Below are 24,227 nucleotides of genomic sequence, written 5' to 3'. Positions count from 1 at the left end.
TGACCTCGACGCTGCGCGTGCCTGCGGCAGGGCGGGAAATCGCATTCAGGGCGCCGCAGGCCCGTTCGAGCCGCGATATGGCGCCGTGCACTGCCGCACGGCAACCGCAACATCACACACATGCAGCGCGTGATGTGCATGATAGCGGCGCGCAATCGCCCAAACCCTTGTGCAGGTTGCGATTGCGCATCCTCCACGCGCCGTGTTGCGCGGTGAATGACACCGCAAGACCGCGCTACCCGTCGCACAACTGAACATCTTTCTCGAAGCCTGCTAGGATGGTGGCTTCGCTTCACTCAACCCGGCCGTGGGATCGGCCCCGGAGACCTCCTGAATGACCCGTATTATCGAGTTCCTGATCGCCTTGGGGATCGTGGCTGGCTTGTTTGTCGTGGTGGGCTTGGTGTTGCCCTCGGAGCGGCAGATGTCCGAGAGTGTTGAGACCAACCGCAGAATGACGATTGTTTACGATACCGTGAACAGCTTCCGTCGTTTCAAGGATTGGAACCCGCTCGTGCTGCGTGACCCGAAGATCCAGCTGAAGCTGGCCGGCCCGGAAGAGGGCAAGGGTGCACGCGTCGAATACAGCTCCACCGAGGGCTATATCGGCAACGGCAGCTGGGAGATCACCAACAGCGTCAAGAACGAGCGTGTTGAGATCGCGATCGAAGATCCCACCAAGGGCTACGACAAGGTCACCAATTTCACCCTGGTGCCGACCGGCAAGAACAACAAGAACGTCAAGATCACCCAGGACTACAGCGTCAAGTACGGCTGGAACCTGTTCGGTCGTTATGCTGGCCTGTACGTTAGCCGCCATGTGGGCGACGACCTGAAGCTGGGTCTGTCGCGTCTGGCGACCGCACTGGCCACTGTGCCGAACTTCGACTACCGCGCTGAGCTTGACGGCAAGCCGGTGTTGAGCGATCTCAAGATCGTCGATGTGCCGGCCGAGGACCTGTTGGTCGTCACCGCCGGCAACATCGATCGTGACAATGAGACGATCAAGAAGTCGATCAAGGACAACCAGGAGTGGATCAAGCGCGTAATGGAGTCCAACGGCCTCGAGGCTGCTGGTCCGGTGCGCATCGTGACCACTGACTTCGCCTCCGACAAGTACGCGTTCGACGTCGTGCAGCCGGTACGCAAGCGCGCCGGTGGCGCTCCGAAGACCGACGCTAAGGCAGGTACCGCCAAAGCCGACGCCAAGAAGGACGACGCTGCGGCCGCAGCACCGGTCGATGCAACGCCGGTGGCTGCAACGGGCGAAGAGCTGAAGCTCAACATCCCGTCCGAAGCACCGGTGAAGTACCAGCGCGTTCCGGCTCACCGGTCGGCATTTGCGACCTATGCAGGCCACATGGCCGGTCTGGATGCAGTGCGTAATTCGTTGCGTGCATGGGCTGCCACCAGCGGCATGGATGTGACCGATCGTCCGTACGAAGCCTGGAAGGGCGGTGTGGACAAGTCGTTCACCCAGGACGGTACGTACGACGTCTACTGGGCCATCAAGTAATCGTCTCAGCACGATGACGTGATCCAGACCAAAAACGCGCCGCAGTCCTGCGGCGCGTTTTTTTTGCGCTGCGGCGCTGCCATGGAAGTTGCCTGCATGTCCCTGCTCGATCGTCGTAAGAAACACCCTTCGCTGCTGGCGTTCTGCGGCGGCCTGCTGGCTGCCGTTGCGGTCGGTTTATCGGCTTACGCTTCGCACGGCGTGGCTGATGCACTGGTGCAGTCGCGCCTGCAGCTTGCATCGCTGTATGCGTTCGGCCACGGCGCAGTGCTCACCGTGCTGGGCGCCACCGAAACGCGTGTGCTCGGCCGGATAGGGTTGTACCTGCTGTTGCTCGGCACCTTGCTGTTCGCCGGCAGCCTGGTCGGCGGCGCGTTGCTGCACTGGCCGACCGGCCTGGCACCGATCGGCGGCATCAGCCTGATGCTGGGCTGGGTGGTGCTGGCCATCGGCGCCTTGAGGCGCTGAGCGTGCCGCGCCACGCCCGCGGATTCGATGTGGAGGCTGCATTCGCGCAGTTGTCCCGGCGCGATCGCGCGCTGGGTGCGTGGATGAAGCGCATCGGCCCGATCGCCCCGCAGCCGGGGTGGCGCAAACCGTTCGACCCGGTGGATGCGCTGGCACGCGCCATCCTGTTCCAGCAGCTCAGCGGCAAGGCGGCATCCACCATCGTGGCGCGGGTGGAAGTGGCGATCGGCGCGCAGCGGCTGCATGCCGATACGCTCGGTCGCATCGACGATGCAGCACTGCGTGCCTGCGGCGTCTCCGGCAACAAGGCACTGGCGTTGCGCGATCTGGCACGGCGCGAAAGCGAAGGCGAGATTCCCTCGTTACGCAGGCTTGCGTTCATGGACGACAACGCCATCGTCGACGCCCTGGTGCCAGTACGCGGCATCGGCCGCTGGACGGTGGAAATGATGCTGATGTTCCGCCTAGGCCGCCCCGATCTGCTGCCCATCGACGACTTGGGCGTGCGCAAAGGTGCCCAGCGCGTGGACAAGCAGGAGCAGATGCCCACCCCCAAGGCGCTGGCCGTCCGCGGCGAACGCTGGGGACCCTACCGCACCTACGCCGCGTTTTATCTATGGAAGATCGCCGATTTTAGCGTGGCCACTAAAGTACCGACACCGCGTTCGCAGGAGTAGTGCGCTTGCAGCGCTGGAAGACAAGCTGGGTAGGTGTGTCGGGCTGCCTTGCGTAGCGCATGACGCAGGTGCGGCCGGCTTACGTCGCCGACCAACGCCAGTGCCACGGCTCGTAGACGATGCCATGCGGGTTGTTGCGTGGGTAACTCAGGCGGTAGCCGAACTCGTGCGCGTTGCTGCGCAACCAGGCGAATGCAGGCGTGATTTCAAAGGATTCCTCGGCCGGCGGTTCGCCCGGTGTGCCGATATCCAGTGCGTCGCCGCTGTGATGTTCGCTGAAACCCGGCGCTGCGTTGACCGCCAGAATCTGCGCCAGGGTGAGCCCGCGCGCGAACTTGCGTTCGAAGATGCCCAGTTGGTAGTCGTGGCTGCGGTAGCCGGAAATCGCATCGAGCACGATGTCGTCGCCGGCGGCGGCGCTGCGCAGGTGGCGCCAGGCACGTGCGGCGCCTGCGCTGAGCCACAACGGCCGTCGGTAGCGATCGTACCCGGCGGCGTGCAGCGTTGCCGGTTCGGCATGGATCGACAGCTGGGTGGTGCGGGCATAGTCCGCTGCATCCAGGCCGAGTCCGGCCAGACGTGCGTGCAATGCGCTCAACGGAAGCGGCTCGGCATCGCCGCACCAGCGGCGTGCGGCCAGCGCGTCGAGACGATCCAGCGCCGCGTCGATGCCGGGTTCGTGCATCAGGCGCGGCACCAGCGCCTGTACGCGGTGCACGGTGGCGGTGGCCAGATAGCGGCCGTCGCGCTTGCGTCGCAGCAACCAGGTGGCCCGGGCGAGTTGGCGCGCATCAGCGTTGCTGCGCGCGCGCAGCAACGCGGCCGGCACCAGTTCGATGGCTTCGGTATTGAGCAGATGGGCGGGAGCGGGGTGCATCCGTACAGGGTAGGCCCACGCGCTGCATGCGACCAGATGCCATTCATCCGACGATGCACGCCGCTGGCATCGCCGGGTCGCCGGAACGCTTAACCGCCGCTGCCCGGTTGACGGTAGCGGCGCTGGTGTCTTGGCACATGCAGTGCCGAGGCGTGGTCATGTGTGCGGCGCCTACGTGGCGTGGCAAGCGCGAGCGCCAGTCACCGCCGATCAGCGCTGTGCGTGAATCCACTGTGCGGTGTCGGCAATCAGCTCGGTGGCGACGTGTCCGGCGCGGCCATACTCGCCTGGGGCGGCGACGCCGCTGCCGGCGATGCCGAGGTGGTTGAGTTGCCGATAGCGATGCATAGTTGCGCGTGGGTCGTCACCCAATGCTTGCTGCCAGCGCTGCCAGTCGGGTGCGGTGACTTGGAAATCGCGCTCGCCCTGCAGCCACAGCACAGAGACGTGCAGGGTGCGCACATCGGCGACCGGATCGACGGTGTCGAACGCGCGCCAATAGACGGCCGGTATGTCCAGTGGCGTCCAGTGGCGAATCGTTGCGGGAGACTGCGCGGTCGCTGCGCACCTTGGCGATGCGCCGTTCGATCTCGGCCAAGCGCGCCTGGCCCTGCGCCGAGGGAGCACCCTCCAGCCTGGCCCTGCGCCGAGGGAGCACCCTCCAGGCTCAGCAGGTAGCGGTTCTGATCGAGCAGCAGATCCAATAGCGGGCGTGCCGGTGCGGCCCACAGGATAATCCCGGCGGCCCTGCCGGAGAGGCGCGCGATACGGGCGGCGAGCATGCCGCCCTGGCTGTGGCCCATCACGAAGATGCGCTTGGGATCGATGCCTGGCGTCTGCGCCAGCGTGGCGATCGCGACGACCGCGTCGTTGGTGGTTTCCTCGTCCATGGTGAAGCCATCGTCCATGCGCCCGGCGAAGCTGTCGGGCAGGGCGTAGGTGCGCTTGTCTTAGCGCAGCACTGCGATGCCCTGCGCGGCCAGACCACGCGCTACATCGAGGAATGGGCGGTTCGGCCCGATCGTCTCGTCGCGGTCCTGGGGGCCGGAGCCGTGCACCAGCACCACCGCCGGAAATGGCCCCTTGCCTGCCGGAAGCGCCAGGGTGCCCGGCAGCGGGCCGACCGCCAGCGCCTGCTCCGCAAAGCCGGCATCGGCTGCCAGTGGCGGTGGCGGTGCTGCCGCAGCGGGAGTGAACAGCAACCCGGCGATCTTGCCGTCGTGGTCGATCGAAACGTGCGCCAGCAGTGCACCATGCTCGAATTGCAGCTGTTGCTCGATCAGGGTCGGCCCGTCCTGCTGTCGTTCGTTGACAGGCCCGCGCTGTTGCAGGGAGCCCAATTGGCTGGACAGCGAGTGCCACGCATCGGCAAGCCTTGCGCTTGACAGCGTTGCGGCCAGCGCAGGGGTGAAGGTGGCTTCGGCAGCGGCCATATCGCCGGCCTGCAAGCGCTCCAGCAGGGCGGCGAACGTCTGCTGCGGCGAAGCGGCAAGCGCACTGGTCTACAGCATCACGCAGGCCAGTGCAAACGCCCGACGCTTGCCCATGTCAGAGTTCCTTCTTGAACACCAGCAGCGTCGCACTCAGCGGTGCCGGCATGACGATGTTGACCAGTTCCCAGCCGAGGTTGCCCTGCTTGACCAGTTCGGCCTGGACGTCCTCGGTCTTGATGCTGCCGATGAACGACGGCTTCAATTCGATGGTCAGATAGCTCCAGCGCTTGCTCATGATTCCGGTTCCTTGTTGTCGTGCGGCTTCGGCAGCCGCCCCGCCTTGCGCAGCGCATCGCGCAGCACGTATTCGATCTGCGCATTGAGGCTGCGTAATTCGTCGTCGGCCCAGCGCTGCACGGCGGCCAACACATCGGCGTTGATACGCAGCGGGTAGGCCTTTTTTTCGCTCATTTGCCGTCTCTGCGGCTGCCGTGCCGGCGCAGGTGCATCACCATCGACACGATCAGCACGTTGACGCCGATGATCATGCCGATGACCACCGCATAGATGCCTGCGCGGTTGTCGCCGGCCCAGTACAGGCACGCGGCGCCGACCAGGAGCACCAGGCTGATCAGCGCCCAGCGCAGGCCCAGGCCGCGTGCGCGGTCGTCATCGTCCGCACCGATGGACGCGGCGATTGCCAATGCCGGCAATCCGGAAAGAGCGACGACCAACGGCACCATGACATTCATTGCGTCGCCTCAATACAGCGAGCCGGCGTTGACCACCGGTTGGGTTCCGCGATCAGAGCACAACACGGTGAGCAGGTTGCTGACCATATGCGCCTTGCGCTCTTCGTCCAACTGCACTACGCCATTCTTTTGCAATTCGGACAGCGCCATTTCAACCATCCCCACTGCGCCGGCCACGATGCGCGAGCGTGCGGCAATCACGGCATTGGCCTGCTGACGCTGCAGCATGGCCTGGGCGATTTCCGGCGCGTAGGCGAGGTGGCTGATGCGCGCCTCGATCACGTCCACGCCGGCCTGGGTCAGGCGCTCGTCCAGATGGCGCTTGAGCTGCTCGCTGATTTCGGCGGGGTGACTGCGCAGCGAGATCTGGTCATCTTCGTGCTGGTCGTACGGGTAGCTGGTGGCCATCGCGCGCAGCGCTGCTTCGGACTGGATATGCACGAAGCTCTCGTAGTCGTCCACGTTATAGACCGCTTCGGAGGCATCCAGCACCTGCCACACGATCACCGCGGCAATCTCGATCGGGCTGCCATCCAGCTCGTTGACCTTGAGTCGGCCGCTTTCGAAATTGCGCACGCGCTGGCTGACGCGACGTTTGGCGTAGAACGGCACATTCCAGCGCAGGCCGGCGTCTTTGACGGTGCCGACATACTTGCCGAACAGGCTCAATACCGCGGCCTGGTTGGGCTCCAGGGTGTACATGCCGGCCAGCATGAAAATGCACGCTGCCACGACCAGCACTGCGGTGATGAAAGCGGCCGGTGTGACGCTGGTACTGGCCATCATCGTCAACACGTACCAGGCCGCACCGATCAGGCCTGCACTTGCGACGAGGACGACGGGAATGCCGGGTAACGAACCGATCGGCTTCTCTTTCATGAGGGCAAGTCCTTGTGGAGTTAGAAAAAGATATCAATGTGATATCAGATAAGCAATAGCCGTTCGTCGGCGTCGGCATTTGCAGCCGTTAGAATGGCGGCCCCTCTCGTTCTGGACTGCGCCCATGACCACCCTCGGCACCCCGCTGTCGCCTTCCGCCACCCGCGTGTTGTTGCTGGGCTCGGGCGAATTGGGCAAGGAAGTGGCGATTGAGCTGCAGCGTTTCGGCGTGGAAGTGATCGCGGCCGACCGCTATGCCAATGCACCGGCGATGCAGGTGGCACACCGCTCGCACGTGCTGGACATGCTCGATCCCGCCGCCCTGCGCGCGCTGATCGCCAGCGAGCGGCCGCATTTGATCGTGCCGGAGATCGAAGCCATCCATACCGAAACCCTGGTGGCGCTGGAACGCGAGCAGGGCCAGAAGGTCATCCCGACCGCGCGTGCCGCACGCCTGACCATGGACCGTGAAGGCATCCGTCGCCTGGCCGCCGAAACGCTGGGTCTGCCGACCTCGCCGTATCGCTTTGTCGATACCGCTGCCGAATACCGCGAGGCGATTGCGGCAGTGGGTTTGCCGTGCGTGGTCAAGCCGGTGATGTCGTCCTCGGGCAAAGGTCAGAGCACCTTACGTAGCGAGGCCGATATCGATGCGGCGTGGGCGTACGCGCAAACCGGGGGGCGTGCCGGCGCCGGTCGCTGCATCGTCGAAGGCTTCATCGATTTCGATTACGAAATCACCTTGCTCACCGTGCGCCATGCCGGCGGCGCTTCGTACTGCGACCCCATCGGGCATTGGCAGCAGGATGGCGACTACCGCGAAAGCTGGCAGCCGCAGCCGATGTCGGCTGCGGCATTGCGCCGCTCGCAGGAGATCGCCAAAGCCATCACCGACGATCTCGGCGGGTGGGGCCTGTTCGGCGTGGAATTGTTCGTCAAGGGTGACCAAGTGTGGTTCAGCGAAGTGTCGCCGCGCCCGCACGACACCGGTCTGGTCACCCTGGTCTCGCAGGAACTGAGCGAATTCGCGCTGCACGCCCGCGCCATTCTTGGCCTGCCGGTGGGCGCGGAAGACGGCGGCGTGATCCGTCAGAGCGGTCCCTCTGCATCGTGCGCGTTACTGGCACATGGCAACGGCGTGCCGGTGTTCGACAACGTGTCCGATGCACTGCGCGACCCGGACACCGCACTGCGCCTGTTCGGCAAACCCCGCGTGGACGGCCATCGCCGCGTCGGCGTCACCCTGGCACGCGCAGAGAGTATCGATGCGGCACGCGAGAAAGCGCGTGTGGCGGCTGCGGCGCTGACGATTCAGCTGACTGCCTGAGTTTCCTGTCGACTCGCATTGGTGCAGTGGAAAGATTGCTGCACCGTAGACTTTGGTTGCTGGCTCTGAAAAGTCAGTTAATAGCTAACAGGCGAGGCGCCAGGGAATGAACTGCCTGCGACTCTCGCCCGGTCAGCTCATGGTTCGAGCTGATGGAGCTTGCGTTTGCTCCTGTTGCAGGTTCCGTTGCTGCTCTGCCTGCACGCGCTCGGCTGCAGCCTGCGTCCATGCATGACTGCTCTGCTCCAGCGGTGTATTGAGTGCGGAAACCGTATCGACATGGGCGCGCAACTGGTCGTGCGATCCGGCCGAGTAAGGATTGTTCTGCATAGCAAATGCGCGCGAGGCATCGTCGCTCAGTCTCACTTCGTCGATGCGGTCCATTCCCATCTTGCAGGATTGCACCGCCAAGCAGCCCGCAAGATTGGCGCTGCGCGCGTCCGTTTGCCGTCCGTGTTCGCGATCCAGCGTCTGTACGTGATCCTGCGCCTGTGCAAACAGTTGGTAGCCTGGATGCGTGGGGTCCTTCAACGATGGCGCGTGCCGCTCTTCGCTGAGAATGTGCTGCTGCAACGACCTTTGCGCCGGAAGCGGGTTCCGGATTTCCTTGTTCAATGGACTGTGCGGAAATGGTGCCTCAATGCTCTCCACACCGTGGATATTGCGTAGCGGGCGGTAAGCATCTTTTCCCGAGCCTTCTACTGGCAAAGGAATGCGAACATCCGGAAGCAGTTGTCCGGCTCCTGGACCAAGCAAGCCATTCACATCGATGCTCTTGTTTCGATGGAGTCCGGCATGATTGAGGGCTGCCCAGGTAAAATCGACGCAATTGTTGCGTACGTCCTTGTATTCCTTGTCGAAGCCAAATTTTTCTGGCTCTACTCCAAATTCATTGATTTTTTTATATTGTTCTTTGCTTATTTCGATAGTTCTTGAGTATGCTGGATTGTGGTATTCGCCTGCATCTGTGTCGTAGATTTTCCCTGGGCCATTCATTTGTCCATGGGTGATCGGGGCAAAGCCATAACTGGATGGCTTGTTTTTGCCATCGTCGAGTACGAAAAACATGTGTCCTGGGCCAGATGTGGCTTTTTCGCCATCCGCCAATTGTTGTTTTCCATTTGTATAAAGGGGCGTCCCGGGCGCGGCAATAACGATCGTTACTGTGTAATTCTGTCTGTCCATTAGATGCTCCTTTCTAGTTGATGCTAGTTATTTGGAGGAACTCCATTTCCGCTGAACAGAAATTTGCGCGGACGGGTCTTTGAGCAATGGATTTCCTGGTTGAGATGAGACGTCGATGCGGTATCGGCCGTAACTTTCTATTGGTAAGTAGCAAACAATCCAGTTGCTGGTGTCTGCAGTGTGTGCTGTAACATCAATGTATTTTTTTTCCTCGTCTCCGGATCGCCATTCAAAAAATTTACTTCGTGCAGGTTCTTTTTTGATATAGGCTTGAAAAGCGTCTTCAGTGGATATTTTCTGGCATTGATTCCCGAGCCATTTGCAGGCTTCGACACGTACCGCATACCGGGAAGGAGGTTCCCCGTTATTTAAGAAAGTGACTGGATCGAGCTCGCCTTTGCGGTTTAAAGTCAATCCGACGATGTAGGATTGAGTGAGATTTACATTCTTCGGTGTCGCCTCGAATTCGAAGCGCACATGGGCGTCCGTCGCATCCACCGGAAATGGTCGGCTGAGCAGAAGGTCTTCCTTTTCAGAAGACGGCGGCTTGCCTGCGCTGCACGCGCTCGCGAGGCAGGCGAGCGCCAACGGCAGAAAAAAAATACGTAGTAAACGGTGCGCTTTGTGGAAATACAGTCTCATTCAACTTCCTTGCGATACCTGTCTGCGAGGGAGTGTAAGCCTGTCGTCTGAATCCGGACCACCCAAATTTATCGGGCGGTCCTTGTGAACCTTGTCAATCACTGCCTCAGGTACTTCCGGAAGTTATCTGCTCCTCTGACATGGCGTTAGGATGCGTGTGTTGGTTAAATCTTCCCCTTCTTGCGTATAGCCTTAATGTTATATGCAGCCGTCGACGCCAGGCCCAGAGCATGACATCTCCGAGCCTCGGTCCGATTGCTTAGTCGCCAGCCACATCCACCCACACCGCATGATGGTCGCTGCCATCGGCGATTGCAGCTTCCGGCGCGCTGCTGGCCGGCCAGAAGATGCCGCTGCCGATCAGGGTGAATTGGCGTGACGGCAACACGTAGTCCAGGCGCATGGTGCCGGCCTGCGGGCCGAAGTCGCCGGTCACCTGATGCGGGTCACCGCTGTGGGCGATGCCCAGCGCGGCGTATTCGGCGGTTTTCTCCGCGCCGCCATCGCTGCGCGGGGTGGGGTATTGAAGTACGCGCGGGTGCTTGATCAAGGCGCGGATCGCCGCATGGCGGCCGGCGCCATCGACCGGGTCGTTGTTGAGATCGCCCAGAATGACGAAGCGTGCATCGGCGGACAGGCCACCGCAGCCACCCTTGTCGTCGCAGAGCCAGCGTTGGCTCTCGGGTGCGTTGTCCAGATACGCGCGCCACAGTTGCAGTTCGTCGTGGTTGCGCGCAGCGTTGCGTTTCTCGGCACCGTCGAACACCGGCGGGGTGGGGTGCGACACCAGTGCATGCACCACACCCATCGGCGTGCGCACCGGGACATCCCAATGCGATTTGGACGAAAGCCGTAGCTGTGCCCAGATGGCATCGCTGTAGTACGACGTCTTGCTGGCTGGGTCGATCGGTCGCACTGCACCGGGTAGCGCGCTCCACTTCAGCAGCTGGAAACTACGCACTGCCTGCTCGTCGATTGGGTAGCGCGACAACACCAGCATGCCGTACTGGCCGGGGTGCAACCCATAGCCCCAGGCATCGTTGCCACGCGCGCGCCCTTCGCCGCCGATGCTGCCGTTGTTGTCCAGATCCAGACCGCTCGGCACGCCGGTATTGACCGGTGCCAGATAGCGGTACGGATAACGCAACGCCTCGCCACCGCCCTGCTGGGCAACCTGCAGATAGCGTTGCTGGAACAGATCGGCAGCGCGGTGTTCCGGGTCGAAGTCGAACTCGTTGAGCAGCACCAGATCCGGGCGCACGCGCTGCAGTACCGCAGCGATCTTGCGCGCATGCGCGCTATCGCCCTGCAACTCACGGATCAGGCCGCCGGCCTGGTCCGAATACAGCGAGGTGTTGTAGGTGGCCATGCGCAGCGTTGCCGCTGCGGGCCTGGCGGCGAGGGTGTCGGTGGGCATCTTGGGCGACGGTGCGCTGTGGGCGCAGGCCGCGCACAAGGCGGTCAGCGCGAGCAGCAGGAAAGGTTTGATCATCGCTGGATTCTCGCATGCGGGATGCGACACGCCGATGTCGCAATCCGGCGGTTCAATCGCCCGATGTGTGGCCGGGCAAGCCGCGCCAGTGGCGGCCATCGTAGGCTTCCAGTGCGCTGAAGCGGCGCTTGTAGTTCATCTTCGCGTGGCCATCGATCCAGTACCCCAGATAGACATGCGCGCGTCGCTCGCGCTGCGCCCACTGGATCTGCTGCAGGATCGCGAACGTGCCCAGGCTGCGCGCTGCCGCCTCGGGCGCGTAAAACGTGTACACCGCCGACAGCGCATGCTCGGTGAGATCGGTCACTGCAACCGCCAGCAGCCGGCCGGGCAGGTGCGCCGTGGCCGGTTCGCGGATCTCCAGAAAGCGCCCGTGCGACCAACCGCCGATCAGGAACTGGTCGAATTCGGTGGCGCCATGCTCGTCCATGCCGCCGCCGGGGTGCCGGTGCTTGAGGTAGTGGCGATATAGCGCGAGTTGTTCGTCGGTGCGCTCGGCGGCCACCACGCGTACGACCAGATCCTGGTTGCGCGCCAGGCAACGGCGTTGGCTGCGGTCGGGAACAAACGCATCCACTGCGATGCGTACCGGTACACACGCGCGGCACCGTTCGCAGTGCGGCCGGTAGACCAGATCGCCGGAGCGACGGAAGCCCCATGCCAGCGCTTGCGGATACATCGCGCCCAGGCGCGGGTCGTGCGGATCCAGCACCAGATCGCGCGCTTGCCGGTCGGACCAATAGCCACAGGCATGCTCGCCGGTCTGGAACAGGCGCAGGTCGTCGTGGGTGTCGGCATGGATGGCCATGGCCGAAGGATAGCGCCTGCGCGTCGCAGCAGCGGCGACTGTCCGCCGGATGAATACGCCCGGCCCGCACGTCAACGTGCGCATCGGTGGCTCGTTGATGTGGGTGTTGGTGGCAGCGCACGGATGATCCGCACGCACCACCCATGCGATGCGGCCCATGCAGGTGCCGCGGTGGTTCTTATCTCTCAGGAGTGTCTCATGACGTCACGCAAACCTTTCCTCGCCCTGGCCGTGCTGGCCGCGCTGTCCACCGGCGCCGCGTTCGCCGCCACCGTGCCGGCTTCCGGCGATGCGCCGCGTCCTGCCAAGCTCGACAAGAACGGCGATGGCGTGATCGACCGCAGCGAAGCGGCTGCCGATCCGGCCCTGGCCGCGCAGTTCGACACGCTGGACACCAACAAGGACGGCAAGCTGTCGCGCGACGAGCGACCGCATCATCGTCGTGGCGGGCGTGGCGAATGGATGGCCAAGCTCGATACGAACAAGGACGGCCGCATCAGCCGCGAAGAAGCCAAGGCTGACCCGAAGTTCGCCGCGCGTTTCGACCAGATGGATCTCAACAAGGACGGCTTCATTGACCGTGCCGACCGCGAGCTGCGCATGCAGCAGCATCGCGATGCATGGTTCGCCAAGGCCGACACCGACAAGGACGGCAAGCTGAGCAAGGCCGAGTTCGATGCTGCGTCCAAGTGGCGTGGCGGGCACGGAGCGGGCGGGATGGAGGGGCGGGAGGGGCGCGGCGACCATGGCAAGCCGGCGCCAGCCACCGCACCTGCGACCAATCGCTAAGGTCTCGCTGATCGCGGCGCTCGTGGTTCACCGGCGAGCGCCGCTCGGGTGATCAGTGAGTTCACCCAGCTGTCTGCAGTAGGTAACAAGGCGCCGATCGACCGCGCCCTCTCGTGTGGCGGGAGGGCGCTTGCGTTTGGGCCGGACCCTGGGCGCTGGTGCAACGCTCAGTCGTGCTTCCAGGACGTGGGAACCGGATTGGAGACGGTGTTTTTCTCCAGCGTGTAGGTTCCGTTCTGCTGCGCGATCGCTTCGCCGGTGTCGACGATGGCGTTCTGGATAAAGACATTCTGCTTGTCGCCGCGCACGAAGGTCAGTTGATGGAATGCGGTCTTGTTGCCCCAGTCTTCCGAGGGCAGGGAGATGAAGCGGATCGTGTAGGTCTGGTCGTCGAACCCTCCCTGCATGACATAGACGCCGTAATGGTTTTCCCCTTGGGAAATGATCTTGTACGTGCCGTTGCTGAAATAATAGATTTCCGCATCGGGGAACGGTTTCTTGTCGTACATCTTGTTGTAGTGAAGCACCTGCTTGAAGGTCGGTGCTCCGAAACTCACCGACAGGGTCTTGCCATCGGGAGATGTAGTCAGTCCGTCTGCATGCGCGCTCATGCTGGCCATCATCAGCAGACTGGTGAAGAGACTTGCCTTCACTTGATTACTCCGGGGGTCTTGTTGAATTCTTCCTGCTTATAGCAGTGTGGCCGCTACCCGGTGGCTGCTGAAGTCGGATACGAACGCATCACTTCGGATCATGCGACGTTGTTGCCTGCGGCGTTCACCGTTGCCTGCATGCAGGCCGCGTCGGAGCGTGCTCCAGTACGCGCTGTCGATGACCATGTCGCCACGCCTGCGTACGCAGCGGGTGCTGCCGTCAGCGCGGGTGGATCCGCAGCCGCATGCGCTCGTCTCGGAAGCGCTGGCACTGCCGGTGCAGCGGTGAGGTCACCCCGGATCAAAACATCCCCGACCGCAGGTAGTGCTGCACGATCGGCACAATGACAGCCGCCGTGCTCACCACCATCGCGCCCGGACTGAACATGCAGCGGTACAGCAGCGGTGCCCGGGTGGCGCCGCGTCTGCGCGCATCGCGTTCGAGCATGGGGCGCATGACGCGTGGCAGGATGCGCAGGGATTGATAGTTGAGCACCGCCATGCCCGCGCACAGCGTCAGAACCGATGCCCACGCGCCCGCCTGCAGGTGTTTCAGCAGCAGCGTGCTGCCGCACACCAGCACCGAGGTCAGCGTGGTGATGTGCATGAAACGACGGATCGCCGCTGCTTCGCTGGCGGTCTGTGCGAAGCGCAGCAGATACCAGTACGACCAGTACGTGCCGATCCCGGCAACCAGCACCGCGCACGCAGCGAACAATGCCGGCATGCCGAGCCAGATGCTGAGCGCACCAGCAGCGCCGCCCCCACCAAGCGCTGAGCCGGTCAACCCGCTCGCGCCCAACTTGCCCGCGCTGCCCATCCCCGTCAGCACAATCGCCGCGCTTGCCTTTCCCGGCGCGCCCAACAGGGTGGCCGAGCTCACTGCGCTTGCGAACGCCACGCTGGGGGCGCTGCCACGCGCGAAGTCGCCGAACCGGCGCAGCAGCTCGCTGCGTACGCTGGCACGTGCGCGCGACAGGCGCTTGCGCACCGCTGCGTCGCTGAGTCCAACGAGCGAGGCAACCTGTTGCGAGCTCTGGCCTTCGCGGTAATACAGCAGGAGCGTTTCGCGGCTTTCTTCGGGCAATGCAGAGATGATGTCAAGCGCGGCGATCTCTTCTTCCACCTGCAACAGTTGGTCAGCGGGCGAGGGTGCCGGGTCGGCGGCCATCGCGATGGCCAACTCGGCCGCCTCGCCGCTGAGCGCGCGATGGCGGTTGGCGCGCAGCCAGTCGCGCGCCAGGTTGCGGGTGATCTGCCGAAGCCATGGCAAGAAACTGGCCGGTTGATGCAGCTGCGCCAGCCGCTGCCAGGCACGCAGGAAGGCCTCCTGGGCAATATCTTCGCTGGCCGCGAGGTCGCGGGTGATCGCCAGGGCGATCGCGGTCACCGTGTTCTGGCAGGCCAGTACGATGCGCCCGTAAGCCTGCTGGCAGCCAGCCGCGGCATTGGGCAATTCGCGTTGCAACATCAGATCCAGCGTGTCGGCGTTCATCGGCGCAATCGGTGTCCTGTCGCCAGCATGACGCCTGCTGGCTATGGATGTGACCGCGATGATAAGGATGGTACCCGTTGCGCCACCGGCTGGCTGCGCGGGCGCGCAGTGCTCAGTGCGCCGGCTGGATCCGCACGCGCAGTTCCTCGTCTTCTGCTGCCGGTTGGGCGGCATCTTGGGTTGGCGCCTGCTGCGATGCCGGTTGTGCCGCTGGTGCTGGTGCGCTGCGATGGCACATCACCACCACCATGGCGATGGCGCCGATGACCAGCAGTAGCACCAGGCGGATGCGCCAGGCCCAGCTACGCGCGCTGGAGCTGGAGCCGTTCTCGCCTTCGCGGAAGGTGTATTCCACATTCGGCAGGTCGCGGCGGGTGGTGTCCAGCAGGCGGGCGTCACGCAGCAGTTCGCGCGCACGCGGCTGGTCATTGGCATGCACGATCCAGACGGTGGGCTGCGCCTGGGCATTGCTCTGTTCCAGGTAGCTGAACTGGCCGCCGCGCTTGCTCTGGTAAGAGCGGCCATTGCTGAGGCGGATCTCGATGCCCGCATCGCGCAAGAGATTGGCCACGCCTTCGGCGGTTTCGATACGTTGACTGCTGAAGATCTTGCGCATGGTGGAAAACGCCGTTGGGTCCGGAACAGATGGCGCCGCTGCGGCGCCGGTTCAAGATGGAACATCAGGATGCGGGTGGTGCAGTCAGGTGGCCGCGTACGCAGGGCGGGCAAGGATGCCAGCTTGCGGCGCGCTGGGAGAGGTGCTCTGCTGCCTTCCGCGCGGCCCGCGTGCAAACTGGCAATCAAACAGCGCGCGGCTCTGTCGCGCGTGGAGGCCTACTCCTTGCCCGGCACGGCAATCGTGCTGCCGTCGGGCACCACCCGGATCAATCCTTCCTGCGTGGTGCTGGCCACCAGCACGCCGTCGCGGGTGAAGAACTGCCCGCGCGCCAGGCCGCGCGCGCCCTGCGCAGTGGGGCTATCGAGTGAGTACAACAGCCAGTCGTCGGTGCGGAAGGGGCGGTGGAACCACAGCGCGTGATCGAGCGAGGCCATCTGCACGTTCGGCGTGTAATAGCTGATGCCGTGCGGAAATGTTGAGGTGCCCAGCAACTGGAAATCGGAGGCATACGCGAGCAGCGCTCGATGCAGGCCCACATCGTCGCCGATGGGATTGCTCAAGCGCAGCCACATCTGCTGGAACGGCGGGCGCTTGGGCGGTTTGAGTTCGTCGCGCGGGAACACATGGCGAAACTCGAACGGGCCGCCGCGCGACAGCCAGCGCTGCACCTTGGCCGGCAGCTTGCTCAACACCTCCGGTGCCAGCGGGGCGGACGGTTCGATGTCTTCCGGTGGCGGTACGACAGGCATCGCCGACTGATGCTCGGCGCCGTCTTCGTGCTCCTGAAACGAGGCCGCGCAGAAAAAAATCACCTTGCCGTGCTGGATCGCCGTGACCCGGCGTACTGAAAAACTGCCGCCATCGCGGGTGCGGTCGACGTCGTAGACGATGGGGTGGTCGATATTGCCGGCACGCAGGAAATACGCGTGCAGCGAATGCGCCTGACGGCCGTTTTCGACCGTGGCCTGCGCTGCCGATAACGCCTGGCCCAGCACCTGCCCACCGAACACGTATTTGGTGCCGATGTCGCGGCTCTGGCCACGAAACAGGTTGTCCTCCAGACGCTCCAGCGACAGCAGGCTGATCAGTTCGGAGACGACGGGTTCGGCGGTGGCGGACAAGGGGCTGGCCTGGCATGCGACGGATGGCGAGTATACCGGCCCGCCCAATGGGCGCCGCGACGGCGGGGCTCAGGCCTTCTGCAGGCGCGCCACCAAGCCATGCAGCGCGGTCTGCGCATCCGGCGCGTACCAGCCATCGATGAAGCGCTCCAGCCGGATCAACTCGGGGGCCAATGCCGCGCGCAGGTCCGCGCGCGCAATCGCGCGCGTGGTCAGCATCGGCTGGCGCGGCAGCTGTTGCAGCTCCTGTAGCCATGCCACCGCACGTGCGGTGACCAGCTCGCCGTCGACCAGCTCGTCCACCAGGCCGATCTTGACTGCTTGTTCGGCTGGTAGCAGTTGCCCGGAGATCAGCAGGCGCTCGGCGCGGTGCGCGCCGACCACGCGACGCAACAGGCGCTGGATGCCTTCCGGCGCGGCTAGGCCCACCTGCACTTCGTTCAGGCCGATCGCATAGGGTTTTGCGGTGTCGGCACTGCGCGCCATCACCCGGTAGTCGCAACACAGTGCCAGCACACAGCCACCGGCCGGCGCATGCCCGCCGATCGCCGCCGCCACCGGCACGCGGCTATTGGCCAGCGCCTGCGCGGCGCCAAAGAACGCGGTCCAACTGGCCAGTAGCGCGGCGCGGTCGGTGCCATGCGCCAGCAGATGCGGCACATCCATGCCGCCGGAAAAAATCCGCTCGCTGCCCGACAGCACGATGCCATCGACCTCATCGCCGGCCTGCTGCACCGCAATGCTCAACGCCTGGCACAGCGCGCTGTCCAGCGCATTGACCGGCGGACGCGCCAGACGGATTTCGCGAAGACGGCCATGGTCTAAGATCTGGATGCTCATTCGGGGCTCCTGGAGGTCGGGTCATGATAGACGGCAGTCGAAGCGGGCGGGTCAGGCGTGCGGGCGTGGCACTCGCGGCGTTTGCGCTGGTGGCAAGTGCGGGCGTGTCGGCGCAATGCCTGCCCGAATTCAAGAATGGCTGGATCCGCATTCCGCCGCCGGGAGGCATAGGAATGGCAGCGGGTTTCGGGCAGTTTCATAACGGCTGTGCGCAGTCGCTGAAGATCACTGCTGCCAAGAGCAGCGTGTTTGCCGATGTCTCCTTGCACGAAAGCACGCAAACCAATGGTGTCAACCGCATGCGTGCGGTGCCGGAGCTGGCATTGCCGGCCGGCAAGTCGGTCCCGCTGGCGCCGGGCGGCCTGCATCTGATGTTGATGGACGCGACTGCGCCGCTGCAGGAGGGTGCGCAGGTGCCGGTGAACTTTACCTTGCAGGACGGTCGCGAAATCGAGGCCACGTTGGAAGCACGCAAGCGCGCGCCGGGGTCTTGATGGTTGGTCGACTGTCGCGTAACACCCCAGCGTGCAAACCAACACGGCGGCTCCCGGAAGAGCCGCCGTCAGTTTTTAACCGTGAGGCGCCTCGGCAGCCGGGTCGCTAACACTCAGGTGCTGGCCGCGCGCACCGCATCCGGCAGCGCCGCGCTCTTGCCGGTCTGCGTATCGATCCACACCACCACCACGTTGCCATCGGAGTACAGCTTGCTGTCGTCCTTCTGGTCGAAGATGCGGTGGCCGATGGTCACGCTGCTGGTGCCCAGGCGTTCGACGAACAACTCGACGGTGATGTCATTCGGCCAGATCAACGGCTGCTTGTAGTTGACGTTGGTGGCGGCAACCACCGGCGCGATGCGGTCGGTCATCGCCACGCCTTGCACGCCCAGCATCCAGCGCACGCGCGCTTCTTCCAGATACGAAATGTACTTGGCGTTGTTGACATGGCCCATGCTGTCCATGTCGCGCCAGCGCACGCTGATCGGGATGCGTGCCAACACCTTGTGTTCGCTCATCAGCTTGCCTTCTTCTTTGCGGTTTTCTTGGTGGCGGACTTGGCGACCTTGGCCACCTTCTCCGGTTTGACCTTGCGCGGCGGACGTGCATCGGGCTTGTTGGCCATCGCCGCCGGACGCGTCTCGCGCGCCTTCACCGACGGCAGCATCTTGGCCAGGAACTGCCCGGTGTAGGACGCCTTGTGTGCAGCCACATCTTCCGGCGTACCGGAGACCAGGATGGTGCCGCCGCGATGGCCGCCCTCCGGACCCAGGTCCACGATCCAGTCGGCGGTCTTGATCACGTCCAGATTGTGTTCGATCACCACCACCGTGTTGCCCTCGTCGCGCAGCTTGTGCAGCACGCCGAGCAGCGCTTCGATGTCGTGGAAGTGCAGGCCGGTGGTCGGCTCGTCGAGGATGTACAGGGTGCGTCCGGTATCGCGACGCGACAGTTCCTTGGACAGCTTGACGCGCTGCGCTTCACCGCCGGAGAGCGTGGTCGCGCTCTGGCCCAGCTTGATGTAGCTCAATCCCACATCGACCAGCGTTTCCAGCTTGCGTGCGATCGACGGCACCGGCTCGAACAGCCGCAGCGCATCTTCCACGGTCATCTGCAGCACGTCGCTGATATTGAAACCCTTGTAGCGGATCTCCAGCGTTTCGCGGTTATAGCGCTTGCCGTGGCAGACATCGCAAGGCACGTAAACGTCGGGCAGGAAGTGCATCTCCACCTTGATCATGCCGTCGCCCTGGCAGGCCTCGCAGCGACCGCCACGCACGTTGAAGCTGAAACGGCCCGGCGAATAACCACGTGCACGCGACTCGGGCACCTGCGCGAACAGCTCGCGCAACGGGGTGAACATGCCGGTGTAGGTCGCCGGGTTGGAGCGCGGTGTACGCCCGATCGGCGACTGGTCGATATCCACGACCTTGTCGAACAGGTCCAGATTTTCGACTTCGCGATGCGGTGCCACCGTATGCGAGGCGCCGTTGATTTCGTTGGCCGCCAGCGTGAACAACGTATCGTTGATCAGCGTCGACTTGCCCGACCCGGAGACGCCGGTGATGCAGGTCAGCAGGCCGGCCGGAATCTCCAGGTCGACATTCTTCAGGTTGTTGCCGGTCGCCCCACGCAGATGCAGCATCATCTTCGGGTTGGGCTTGTGGCGCTGCTTGGGAATCTCGATGCGGCGCTTGCCGGACAGGTACTGCCCGGTCAACGAACGTGGCGATTTCAGAATGTCCTGCAGCGTGCCTTGCGCGCAGATCTCGCCGCCATGTACGCCGGCACCGGGGCCGATATCCAGCACATGGTCGGCCAGGCGAATGGCGTCTTCGTCATGTTCGACCACGATGACGGTGTTGCCCAGATCGCGCAGCCGCGTCAGCGTGCCAAGCAGGCGTTCGTTGTCGCGCTGATGCAGGCCGATCGACGGCTCGTCCAGCACGTACATCACGCCGACCAGGCCGGCGCCGATCTGGCTGGCCAGGCGGATACGCTGCGCTTCGCCGCCGGACAAGGTGTCGGCCTTGCGTTCCAATGTGAGGTAATCCAGGCCTACATCGACCATAAAGCCCAGGCGCTCGGCGATTTCCTTGACGATCTTGGCCGCAATCTCGCCCCGCCAACCCGGCAGCGACAATCCGCGGAAGAAATTCAGCGCTTCGTTGACCGGCAACACCACCAGCTCCGGCAGCGGACGATCGGCCACGAACACGTTGCGCGCGGCGCGATTCAGACGCGTGCCATTGCAGGCTGGGCAGGGCTGCTGGCTGACGTATTTGGTCAACTCTTCGCGCACGGCCGGCGATTCGGTCTCGCGGTAACGGCGTTCCAGGTTCGGCAGGATGCCTTCGAAGCGATGCTTGCGCGTGGTCCGCCCGCCCGCGTCGGTGAAGTAGGTGAAGCTGATGACGTCATCGCCACTGCCGAACAGCACCGCCTGGCGCACCTTGGCCGGCAAGGTGTTCCACACCGCGTCCACGTCGAACTTGTAGTGCTTGGCCAGCGAGGCGATCAACTGGAAATAATAGGCATTGCGTCGATCCCAGCCGCGCACCGCACCGGCCGACAGCGACAGTTCCGGATGCACGACCACGCGGTCCGGGTCGAAGAATTCGGCCACGCCCAGGCCATCGCAACTGGGGCAGGCGCCCACCGGTGCGTTGAACGAAAACAGCCGCGGCTCCAGCTCCGGCAGCGAGTAATCGCAGACCGGGCAGCTGTACTTGGACGAGAACAGGTGCGGGGCCGCTGCCGGGTCGTCCAGCGACTGCACTGCGACCATGCCTTCGCCGAGCTTGAGCGCGGTTTCGAAACTTTCCGCCAGGCGCTGCTTGATGTCTTCGCGCGGACGGAAGCGGTCGATGACCGCTTCGATGGTGTGTTTCTGGCGCAGTGCCAGTGCCGGCACCGCGTCGATCTCATACAGCTCGCCGTCCACGCGCACGCGCACGAAGCCCTGCGCACGCAGTTGTTCAAACACCTGCGCGTGCTCGCCCTTGCGGTCGCGGATCACCGGCGCCAGCAACATGTAACGCTGTTCCTGATCCTGGGTGAGCATGTGGTCGACCATCTGGCTGACCGTCTGCGCTTCCAGCGGGAAGCCGTGATCCGGGCAGCGCGGCTGGCCCACACGTGCATAGAGCAGGCGCAGGTAGTCGTAGATCTCGGTGATCGTGCCGACCGTGGAGCGCGGGTTGTGCGAGGTCGATTTCTGTTCGATCGAAATGGCCGGGGACAGGCCTTCGATGTGGTCCAGGTCCGGTTTTTCCATCACGCTGAGGAACTGGCGCGCATACGCCGACAGCGACTCGACATAGCGGCGCTGGCCCTCCGCATAGATGGTGTCGAACGCCAACGACGACTTGCCCGAGCCGGACAGGCCGGTGATCACGATCAGTTTGTCGCGAGGCAGGTCGAGGTCGATGTTCTTGAGGTTGTGCGTCCGCGCGCCGCGGATGCGGATGAAATCCATCGCCATGGGGGATCCGATGTCGGGCCGGCGAACCGGCAGTGGTGCGAGCGTGCTCAGCAGGAATGAGTGGCAGTCGATCAGCCTACCCGCCGACCTAGGTGAGGGCAATTGCCTCAAATGCCAGTCTGCCGGGGCCGTTGTGGCGGCCGGATGATGCGTTCTACCCGTCCGATTCGGGTGCGCGGCCGCGCACCCGCTTGCGGGTTGACCCGAAACCCGCTAGGCCAGTACAATCCCGCTCCTGTCTGCCCCATGGGCAAGTCAGGCGACCATAATAACTACAGAGGAACACCTGGTCATGTACGCAGTTCTGGTAACCGGCGGTAAGCAATACCGCGTCGCGCAGGGCGAAACGCTCCGCGTGGAAAAGCTCGAAGTCGAAGCAGGCAATGAGATCAAGTTCGACACCATCCTGATGCTGGGCGATAGCGATGGCATCAAGTTGGGCGATGCGCTGAAGGGCGCCTCGGTCACCGCCAAGGTTGTGGCCCACGGCCGCGCCGACAAGGTGCGCATCATCAAGTTCCGTCGCCGCAAGCACCACATGAAGCGTCAGGGACACCGTCAGTACTACACCGAAATCGAGATCACCGGCATCGCCGGTGGCGACAAGAAGTAAGGAGAACCAGTCATGGCACATAAAAAGGGCGTAGGTTCCTCGCGCAACGGTCGCGATTCCAACCCGAAGTACCTCGGCGTGAAGATCTTTGGTGGCCAGGCCATCGACGCCGGCAACATCATCGTGCGTCAGCGCGGCACCCAGTTCCATCCGGGCGCCGGCGTCGGCCTGGGTCGTGACCACACGCTGTTTGCGTTGGTCGACGGCAAGGTGGAGTTCTCCACCAAGGGTCCGAAGAAGCGTCGCACCGTCAGCGTGGTTGCCGAGGCGTAATCGCCCGCTCCATGCAGGCCAGTTCGCAGCCGCGCCCAGCGCGGTTGCCAACGACACGGAAAGCCCCGCTTCGGCGGGGTTTTTCGTTTGACGGCGGTGAATTGTGAATTGTGAATCGGGAGTCGGGAGTCGTAAAAGCCGGCTGTGTGCCCTATCGCGTTTTCTGCTGTCGTGCTGGTGATGTTCTCGCCAGCGGTAATGGGCTGCTTGTGCTTGCCCATTCCCTATTCCCAATTCCCAATTCCCAATTCCCGGTTGTCATCTCATGAAGTTAGTCGACGAAGCAGAAATCCTGGTGACCGCCGGTAATGGCGGCAATGGCTGTGTCGGCTTTCGCCGCGAGAAGTTCATTCCGCTGGGTGGTCCCGACGGTGGCGATGGCGGTGCCGGCGGCAGCGTCTGGATTGTGGCCGATGAGAACGTCAACACCCTGGTCGACTTCCGCCATGAGCGCACCTTCAAGGCGCAGCGCGGCGAGAACGGCATGGGCCGTCAGGCCTATGGCAAGGGCGGCGAAGACCGCGTCATCGTGGTGCCGGTCGGAACCGTGGTGATGAACGTGCAGACCGATGAAGTGATCGGCGACCTCACCCAGCATGGTGACCGCTTGCTGGTGGCCAAGGGTGGCAAGGGTGGCCTGGGAAACATGCATTTCAAAAGCTCGGTCAACCGGGCACCGCGCCAGTCCACCACCGGCGAAGAAGGCGAAGAGCGTCTACTCAAGCTCGAGCTCAAGCTGCTGGCCGACGTCGGTCTGCTGGGTTTCCCCAACGCCGGCAAGAGTACCCTGATCCGTGCAGTGTCCTCGGCAACGCCGAAGGTGGCCGACTATCCGTTCACCACGCTGTATCCGAATCTGGGTGTGGTCAGTGTCGAGGCCTACCGCAGCTTCGTCATCGCCGACGTGCCGGGTCTGATCGAAGGCGCTGCCGACGGCGCCGGTCTGGGCACGCAGTTCCTGCGCCATCTGCAGCGCACCCGCCTGCTGCTGCATCTGGTGGATATTTCGCCTGGAGGGTGGCGTGGAAGGGGTGTCGCCGGCCGATCAGGTGCGCACCATCGAGCGCGAGCTTGAACGGCATGATCCCGAATTGCTGAAGAAGCCGCGCTGGCTGGTGCTCAACAAGGCCGACCTGATGTTCGAAGACGAAGCGCGTGCCGCTGCCGAAACCATCGTGGCCGAGCTGGGCTGGACAGCGCCGTGGTACCTGGTATCCGCCCTTGGGCGTGATGGCACGTTCCCGATCATGAAAGACGTCATGGCGTTCTTCGACCGCCAGCGCGAAGACGAGCTCGAGGCGCGCAATGCGGGCTGAGTGCAGGCGCAAGCGCACAAAAAACCCGGCCAAGGCCGGGTTTTTCTATGTTGCAGGAAGCCAGGCTTCCGGCAATGCGCCATCTGATCGCTTACGCGGCCTTGATGGCCTTGATGCGAGCGGTCAGGCGGCTCTTGTGACGCGCAGCCTTGTTCTTGTGAATCAGGCCACGGGCGCTGAAACGGTCGAGGATGGGCTGGGCAACGGCGAAAGCAGCTTCGGCGCCTGCAGCATCGTTGGCGTCAAGGGCCTTGATCACCTTCTTGACGGCGGTGCGCAGCATCGAACGCTGACCTGTGTTGCGCTCATTGCGCACAATGGTCTGCTTGGCGCGCTTCTTGGCGGACTTGATATTGGCCACGGTGGTGGGTTCCTGAAAAATCGGTATGGTGGAAAAAGCAAGCGCGAAAGTATGATGGACCCAAATATGTACGTCAAGTCAGTTGTCAAGAGGGACGCAGCGTGAGCAAGCCC

General features: G+C 63.6%; 27 protein-coding genes and 2 pseudogenes. 9 read left to right on the top strand and 20 right to left on the bottom strand.

The annotated features are described in order from the left end of the window. The first annotated feature begins 334 nt into the window (after window positions 1-334). The 3 genes from M0D43_RS04990 to M0D43_RS04980 all read left to right on the top strand — a co-directional run bounded on the left by M0D43_RS04990 (window position 335) and on the right by M0D43_RS04980 (window position 2,661). On the top strand, window positions 335-1,516 hold the full coding sequence (locus M0D43_RS04990; protein WP_252163776.1) for a polyketide cyclase: 1,182 nt from the start codon (window positions 335-337) through the stop codon (window positions 1,514-1,516). A gap of 81 nt (window positions 1,517-1,597) precedes the next feature. Beyond that, window positions 1,598-1,984 (top strand): DUF423 domain-containing protein, encoded by a 387-nt coding sequence (locus M0D43_RS04985; protein ID WP_252163775.1) that lies wholly within the window; start codon window positions 1,598-1,600, stop codon window positions 1,982-1,984. 2 nt (window positions 1,985-1,986) lie between these two features. Further along, a complete protein-coding gene (locus M0D43_RS04980) occupies window positions 1,987-2,661 on the top strand; it encodes a DNA-3-methyladenine glycosylase family protein (protein ID WP_252163774.1) in 675 nt (224 codons plus the stop codon). 79 nt (window positions 2,662-2,740) lie between these two features. Here M0D43_RS04980 and M0D43_RS04975 read toward each other — a convergent pair whose 3' ends face one another. From M0D43_RS04975 to M0D43_RS04940, 8 genes and pseudogenes are all read right to left on the bottom strand, one after another. Beyond that, complete coding sequence (locus M0D43_RS04975) at window positions 2,741-3,538, bottom strand: M15 family metallopeptidase (protein WP_252163773.1); 798 nt, start codon at window positions 3,536-3,538, stop codon at window positions 2,741-2,743. Window positions 3,539-3,748: 210 nt separating this feature from the next. Next, a complete protein-coding gene (locus M0D43_RS04970; RefSeq protein WP_252165181.1) occupies window positions 3,749-4,000 on the bottom strand; it encodes a hypothetical protein in 252 nt (83 codons plus the stop codon). Between the two features lie 119 nt (window positions 4,001-4,119). Then, window positions 4,120-4,428, bottom strand: a pseudogene (locus M0D43_RS22135) (alpha/beta hydrolase family protein); the annotation flags it as partial. 60 nt (window positions 4,429-4,488) lie between these two features. Continuing rightward, complete coding sequence (locus M0D43_RS04960; RefSeq protein WP_252163772.1) at window positions 4,489-4,971, bottom strand: DUF3887 domain-containing protein; 483 nt, start codon at window positions 4,969-4,971, stop codon at window positions 4,489-4,491. A 115-nt stretch (window positions 4,972-5,086) separates the two neighbouring features. Next, a complete protein-coding gene (locus M0D43_RS04955) occupies window positions 5,087-5,266 on the bottom strand; it encodes a DUF4177 domain-containing protein (protein ID WP_101363472.1) in 180 nt (59 codons plus the stop codon). Beyond that, entirely contained in the window at window positions 5,263-5,442 is a 180-nt protein-coding gene (locus tag M0D43_RS04950; RefSeq protein ID WP_101363471.1) for a type II toxin-antitoxin system antitoxin, read from the bottom strand. Before M0D43_RS04950 ends, M0D43_RS04955 begins: the two co-directional genes overlap by 4 nt. Beyond that, complete coding sequence (locus M0D43_RS04945; RefSeq protein WP_252163771.1) at window positions 5,439-5,723, bottom strand: hypothetical protein; 285 nt, start codon at window positions 5,721-5,723, stop codon at window positions 5,439-5,441. Before M0D43_RS04945 ends, M0D43_RS04950 begins: the two co-directional genes overlap by 4 nt. A gap of 9 nt (window positions 5,724-5,732) precedes the next feature. Further along, complete coding sequence (locus M0D43_RS04940; RefSeq protein WP_252163770.1) at window positions 5,733-6,602, bottom strand: SPFH domain-containing protein; 870 nt, start codon at window positions 6,600-6,602, stop codon at window positions 5,733-5,735. A gap of 124 nt (window positions 6,603-6,726) precedes the next feature. Between M0D43_RS04940 and purT the strand changes: the two genes are divergently transcribed. After that, window positions 6,727-7,929 carry a formate-dependent phosphoribosylglycinamide formyltransferase gene (gene purT, locus M0D43_RS04935; protein WP_260808000.1) on the top strand — a complete coding sequence of 401 codons (1,203 nt, stop codon included), beginning with the start codon at window positions 6,727-6,729 and terminating at the stop codon, window positions 7,927-7,929. A 132-nt stretch (window positions 7,930-8,061) separates the two neighbouring features. Here purT and M0D43_RS04930 read toward each other — a convergent pair whose 3' ends face one another. From M0D43_RS04930 to M0D43_RS04915, 4 genes are all read right to left on the bottom strand, one after another. Continuing rightward, window positions 8,062-9,114 (bottom strand): XVIPCD domain-containing protein, encoded by a 1,053-nt coding sequence (locus M0D43_RS04930; protein WP_252163769.1) that lies wholly within the window; start codon window positions 9,112-9,114, stop codon window positions 8,062-8,064. A gap of 27 nt (window positions 9,115-9,141) precedes the next feature. Next, window positions 9,142-9,756, bottom strand: a complete 615-nt coding sequence (locus M0D43_RS04925) for a hypothetical protein (protein ID WP_260807999.1) — start codon at window positions 9,754-9,756, stop codon at window positions 9,142-9,144. A 259-nt stretch (window positions 9,757-10,015) separates the two neighbouring features. Then, on the bottom strand, window positions 10,016-11,347 hold the full coding sequence (locus M0D43_RS04920; RefSeq protein ID WP_252163767.1) for an endonuclease/exonuclease/phosphatase family protein: 1,332 nt from the start codon (window positions 11,345-11,347) through the stop codon (window positions 10,016-10,018). Next, window positions 11,301-12,215: an arginyltransferase gene (locus M0D43_RS04915; RefSeq protein WP_260807998.1), complete on the bottom strand. Its 915-nt coding sequence runs from the start codon at window positions 12,213-12,215 to the stop codon at window positions 11,301-11,303. Before M0D43_RS04915 ends, M0D43_RS04920 begins: the two co-directional genes overlap by 47 nt. Before the next feature lie 39 nt (window positions 12,216-12,254). Here M0D43_RS04915 and M0D43_RS04910 point away from each other — a divergent pair, with 39 nt between their 5' ends. Continuing rightward, entirely contained in the window at window positions 12,255-12,845 is a 591-nt protein-coding gene (locus tag M0D43_RS04910; protein ID WP_252163766.1) for an EF-hand domain-containing protein, read from the top strand. 167 nt (window positions 12,846-13,012) lie between these two features. Here the strand turns inward: M0D43_RS04910 and M0D43_RS04905 are convergent, their stop codons facing one another. From M0D43_RS04905 to M0D43_RS04885, 5 genes are all read right to left on the bottom strand, one after another. Continuing rightward, window positions 13,013-13,498, bottom strand: coding sequence for a hypothetical protein (locus tag M0D43_RS04905; protein WP_252163765.1), 486 nt, complete (start codon window positions 13,496-13,498; stop codon window positions 13,013-13,015). Between the two features lie 301 nt (window positions 13,499-13,799). Further along, complete coding sequence (locus M0D43_RS04900) at window positions 13,800-14,993, bottom strand: RNA polymerase sigma factor (protein ID WP_252163764.1); 1,194 nt, start codon at window positions 14,991-14,993, stop codon at window positions 13,800-13,802. Window positions 14,994-15,105: 112 nt separating this feature from the next. Further along, window positions 15,106-15,609, bottom strand: a complete 504-nt coding sequence (locus tag M0D43_RS04895; protein ID WP_252163763.1) for a putative signal transducing protein — start codon at window positions 15,607-15,609, stop codon at window positions 15,106-15,108. Between the two features lie 218 nt (window positions 15,610-15,827). Then, window positions 15,828-16,733 (bottom strand): acyl-CoA thioesterase II, encoded by a 906-nt coding sequence (tesB, locus tag M0D43_RS04890; RefSeq protein ID WP_252163762.1) that lies wholly within the window; start codon window positions 16,731-16,733, stop codon window positions 15,828-15,830. 69 nt (window positions 16,734-16,802) lie between these two features. Further along, a complete protein-coding gene (locus tag M0D43_RS04885) occupies window positions 16,803-17,573 on the bottom strand; it encodes an enoyl-CoA hydratase/isomerase family protein (protein WP_252163761.1) in 771 nt (256 codons plus the stop codon). Window positions 17,574-17,638: 65 nt separating this feature from the next. On the opposite strand from M0D43_RS04885, the gene M0D43_RS04880 reads away from it, so the two are divergent. Next, window positions 17,639-18,067: a copper chaperone PCu(A)C gene (locus M0D43_RS04880; protein ID WP_252163760.1), complete on the top strand. Its 429-nt coding sequence runs from the start codon at window positions 17,639-17,641 to the stop codon at window positions 18,065-18,067. Between the two features lie 113 nt (window positions 18,068-18,180). On the opposite strand, the gene M0D43_RS04875 is transcribed toward M0D43_RS04880, so the two are convergent. Both M0D43_RS04875 and uvrA read right to left on the bottom strand, forming a co-directional pair. Next, window positions 18,181-18,585 (bottom strand): acyl-CoA thioesterase, encoded by a 405-nt coding sequence (locus M0D43_RS04875; RefSeq protein ID WP_243391101.1) that lies wholly within the window; start codon window positions 18,583-18,585, stop codon window positions 18,181-18,183. Further along, complete coding sequence (gene uvrA, locus M0D43_RS04870; protein ID WP_252163758.1) at window positions 18,585-21,551, bottom strand: excinuclease ABC subunit UvrA; 2,967 nt, start codon at window positions 21,549-21,551, stop codon at window positions 18,585-18,587. The genes M0D43_RS04875 and uvrA overlap by 1 nt, the downstream gene beginning before the upstream one ends. 292 nt (window positions 21,552-21,843) lie before the next feature. On the opposite strand from uvrA, the gene rplU reads away from it, so the two are divergent. From rplU to obgE, 3 genes and pseudogenes are all read left to right on the top strand, one after another. After that, window positions 21,844-22,164, top strand: a complete 321-nt coding sequence (gene rplU / locus M0D43_RS04865) for a 50S ribosomal protein L21 (RefSeq protein WP_005989959.1) — start codon at window positions 21,844-21,846, stop codon at window positions 22,162-22,164. A 12-nt stretch (window positions 22,165-22,176) separates the two neighbouring features. Continuing rightward, window positions 22,177-22,437 (top strand): 50S ribosomal protein L27, encoded by a 261-nt coding sequence (rpmA, locus tag M0D43_RS04860; RefSeq protein ID WP_003484326.1) that lies wholly within the window; start codon window positions 22,177-22,179, stop codon window positions 22,435-22,437. A gap of 265 nt (window positions 22,438-22,702) precedes the next feature. Then, window positions 22,703-23,753 (top strand): annotated as a pseudogene (gene obgE / locus M0D43_RS04855) (GTPase ObgE). Between the two features lie 91 nt (window positions 23,754-23,844). Here obgE and rpsT read toward each other — a convergent pair. Beyond that, the gene (gene rpsT, locus M0D43_RS04850) at window positions 23,845-24,114 is read right to left on the bottom strand and encodes a 30S ribosomal protein S20 (protein WP_003484323.1); all 270 of its coding nucleotides are present in this window, start codon (window positions 24,112-24,114) and stop codon (window positions 23,845-23,847) included. Between the last annotated feature and the right edge of the window lie 113 nt (window positions 24,115-24,227).

The organism is Xanthomonas prunicola, assembly GCF_025266575.1.
GTDB classification, from domain to species: Bacteria; Pseudomonadota; Gammaproteobacteria; order Xanthomonadales; family Xanthomonadaceae; genus Xanthomonas; species Xanthomonas prunicola.
Note: the sequence above shows the minus strand (reverse complement) of the source record. Positions and strands in the feature narration are given on the sequence as shown.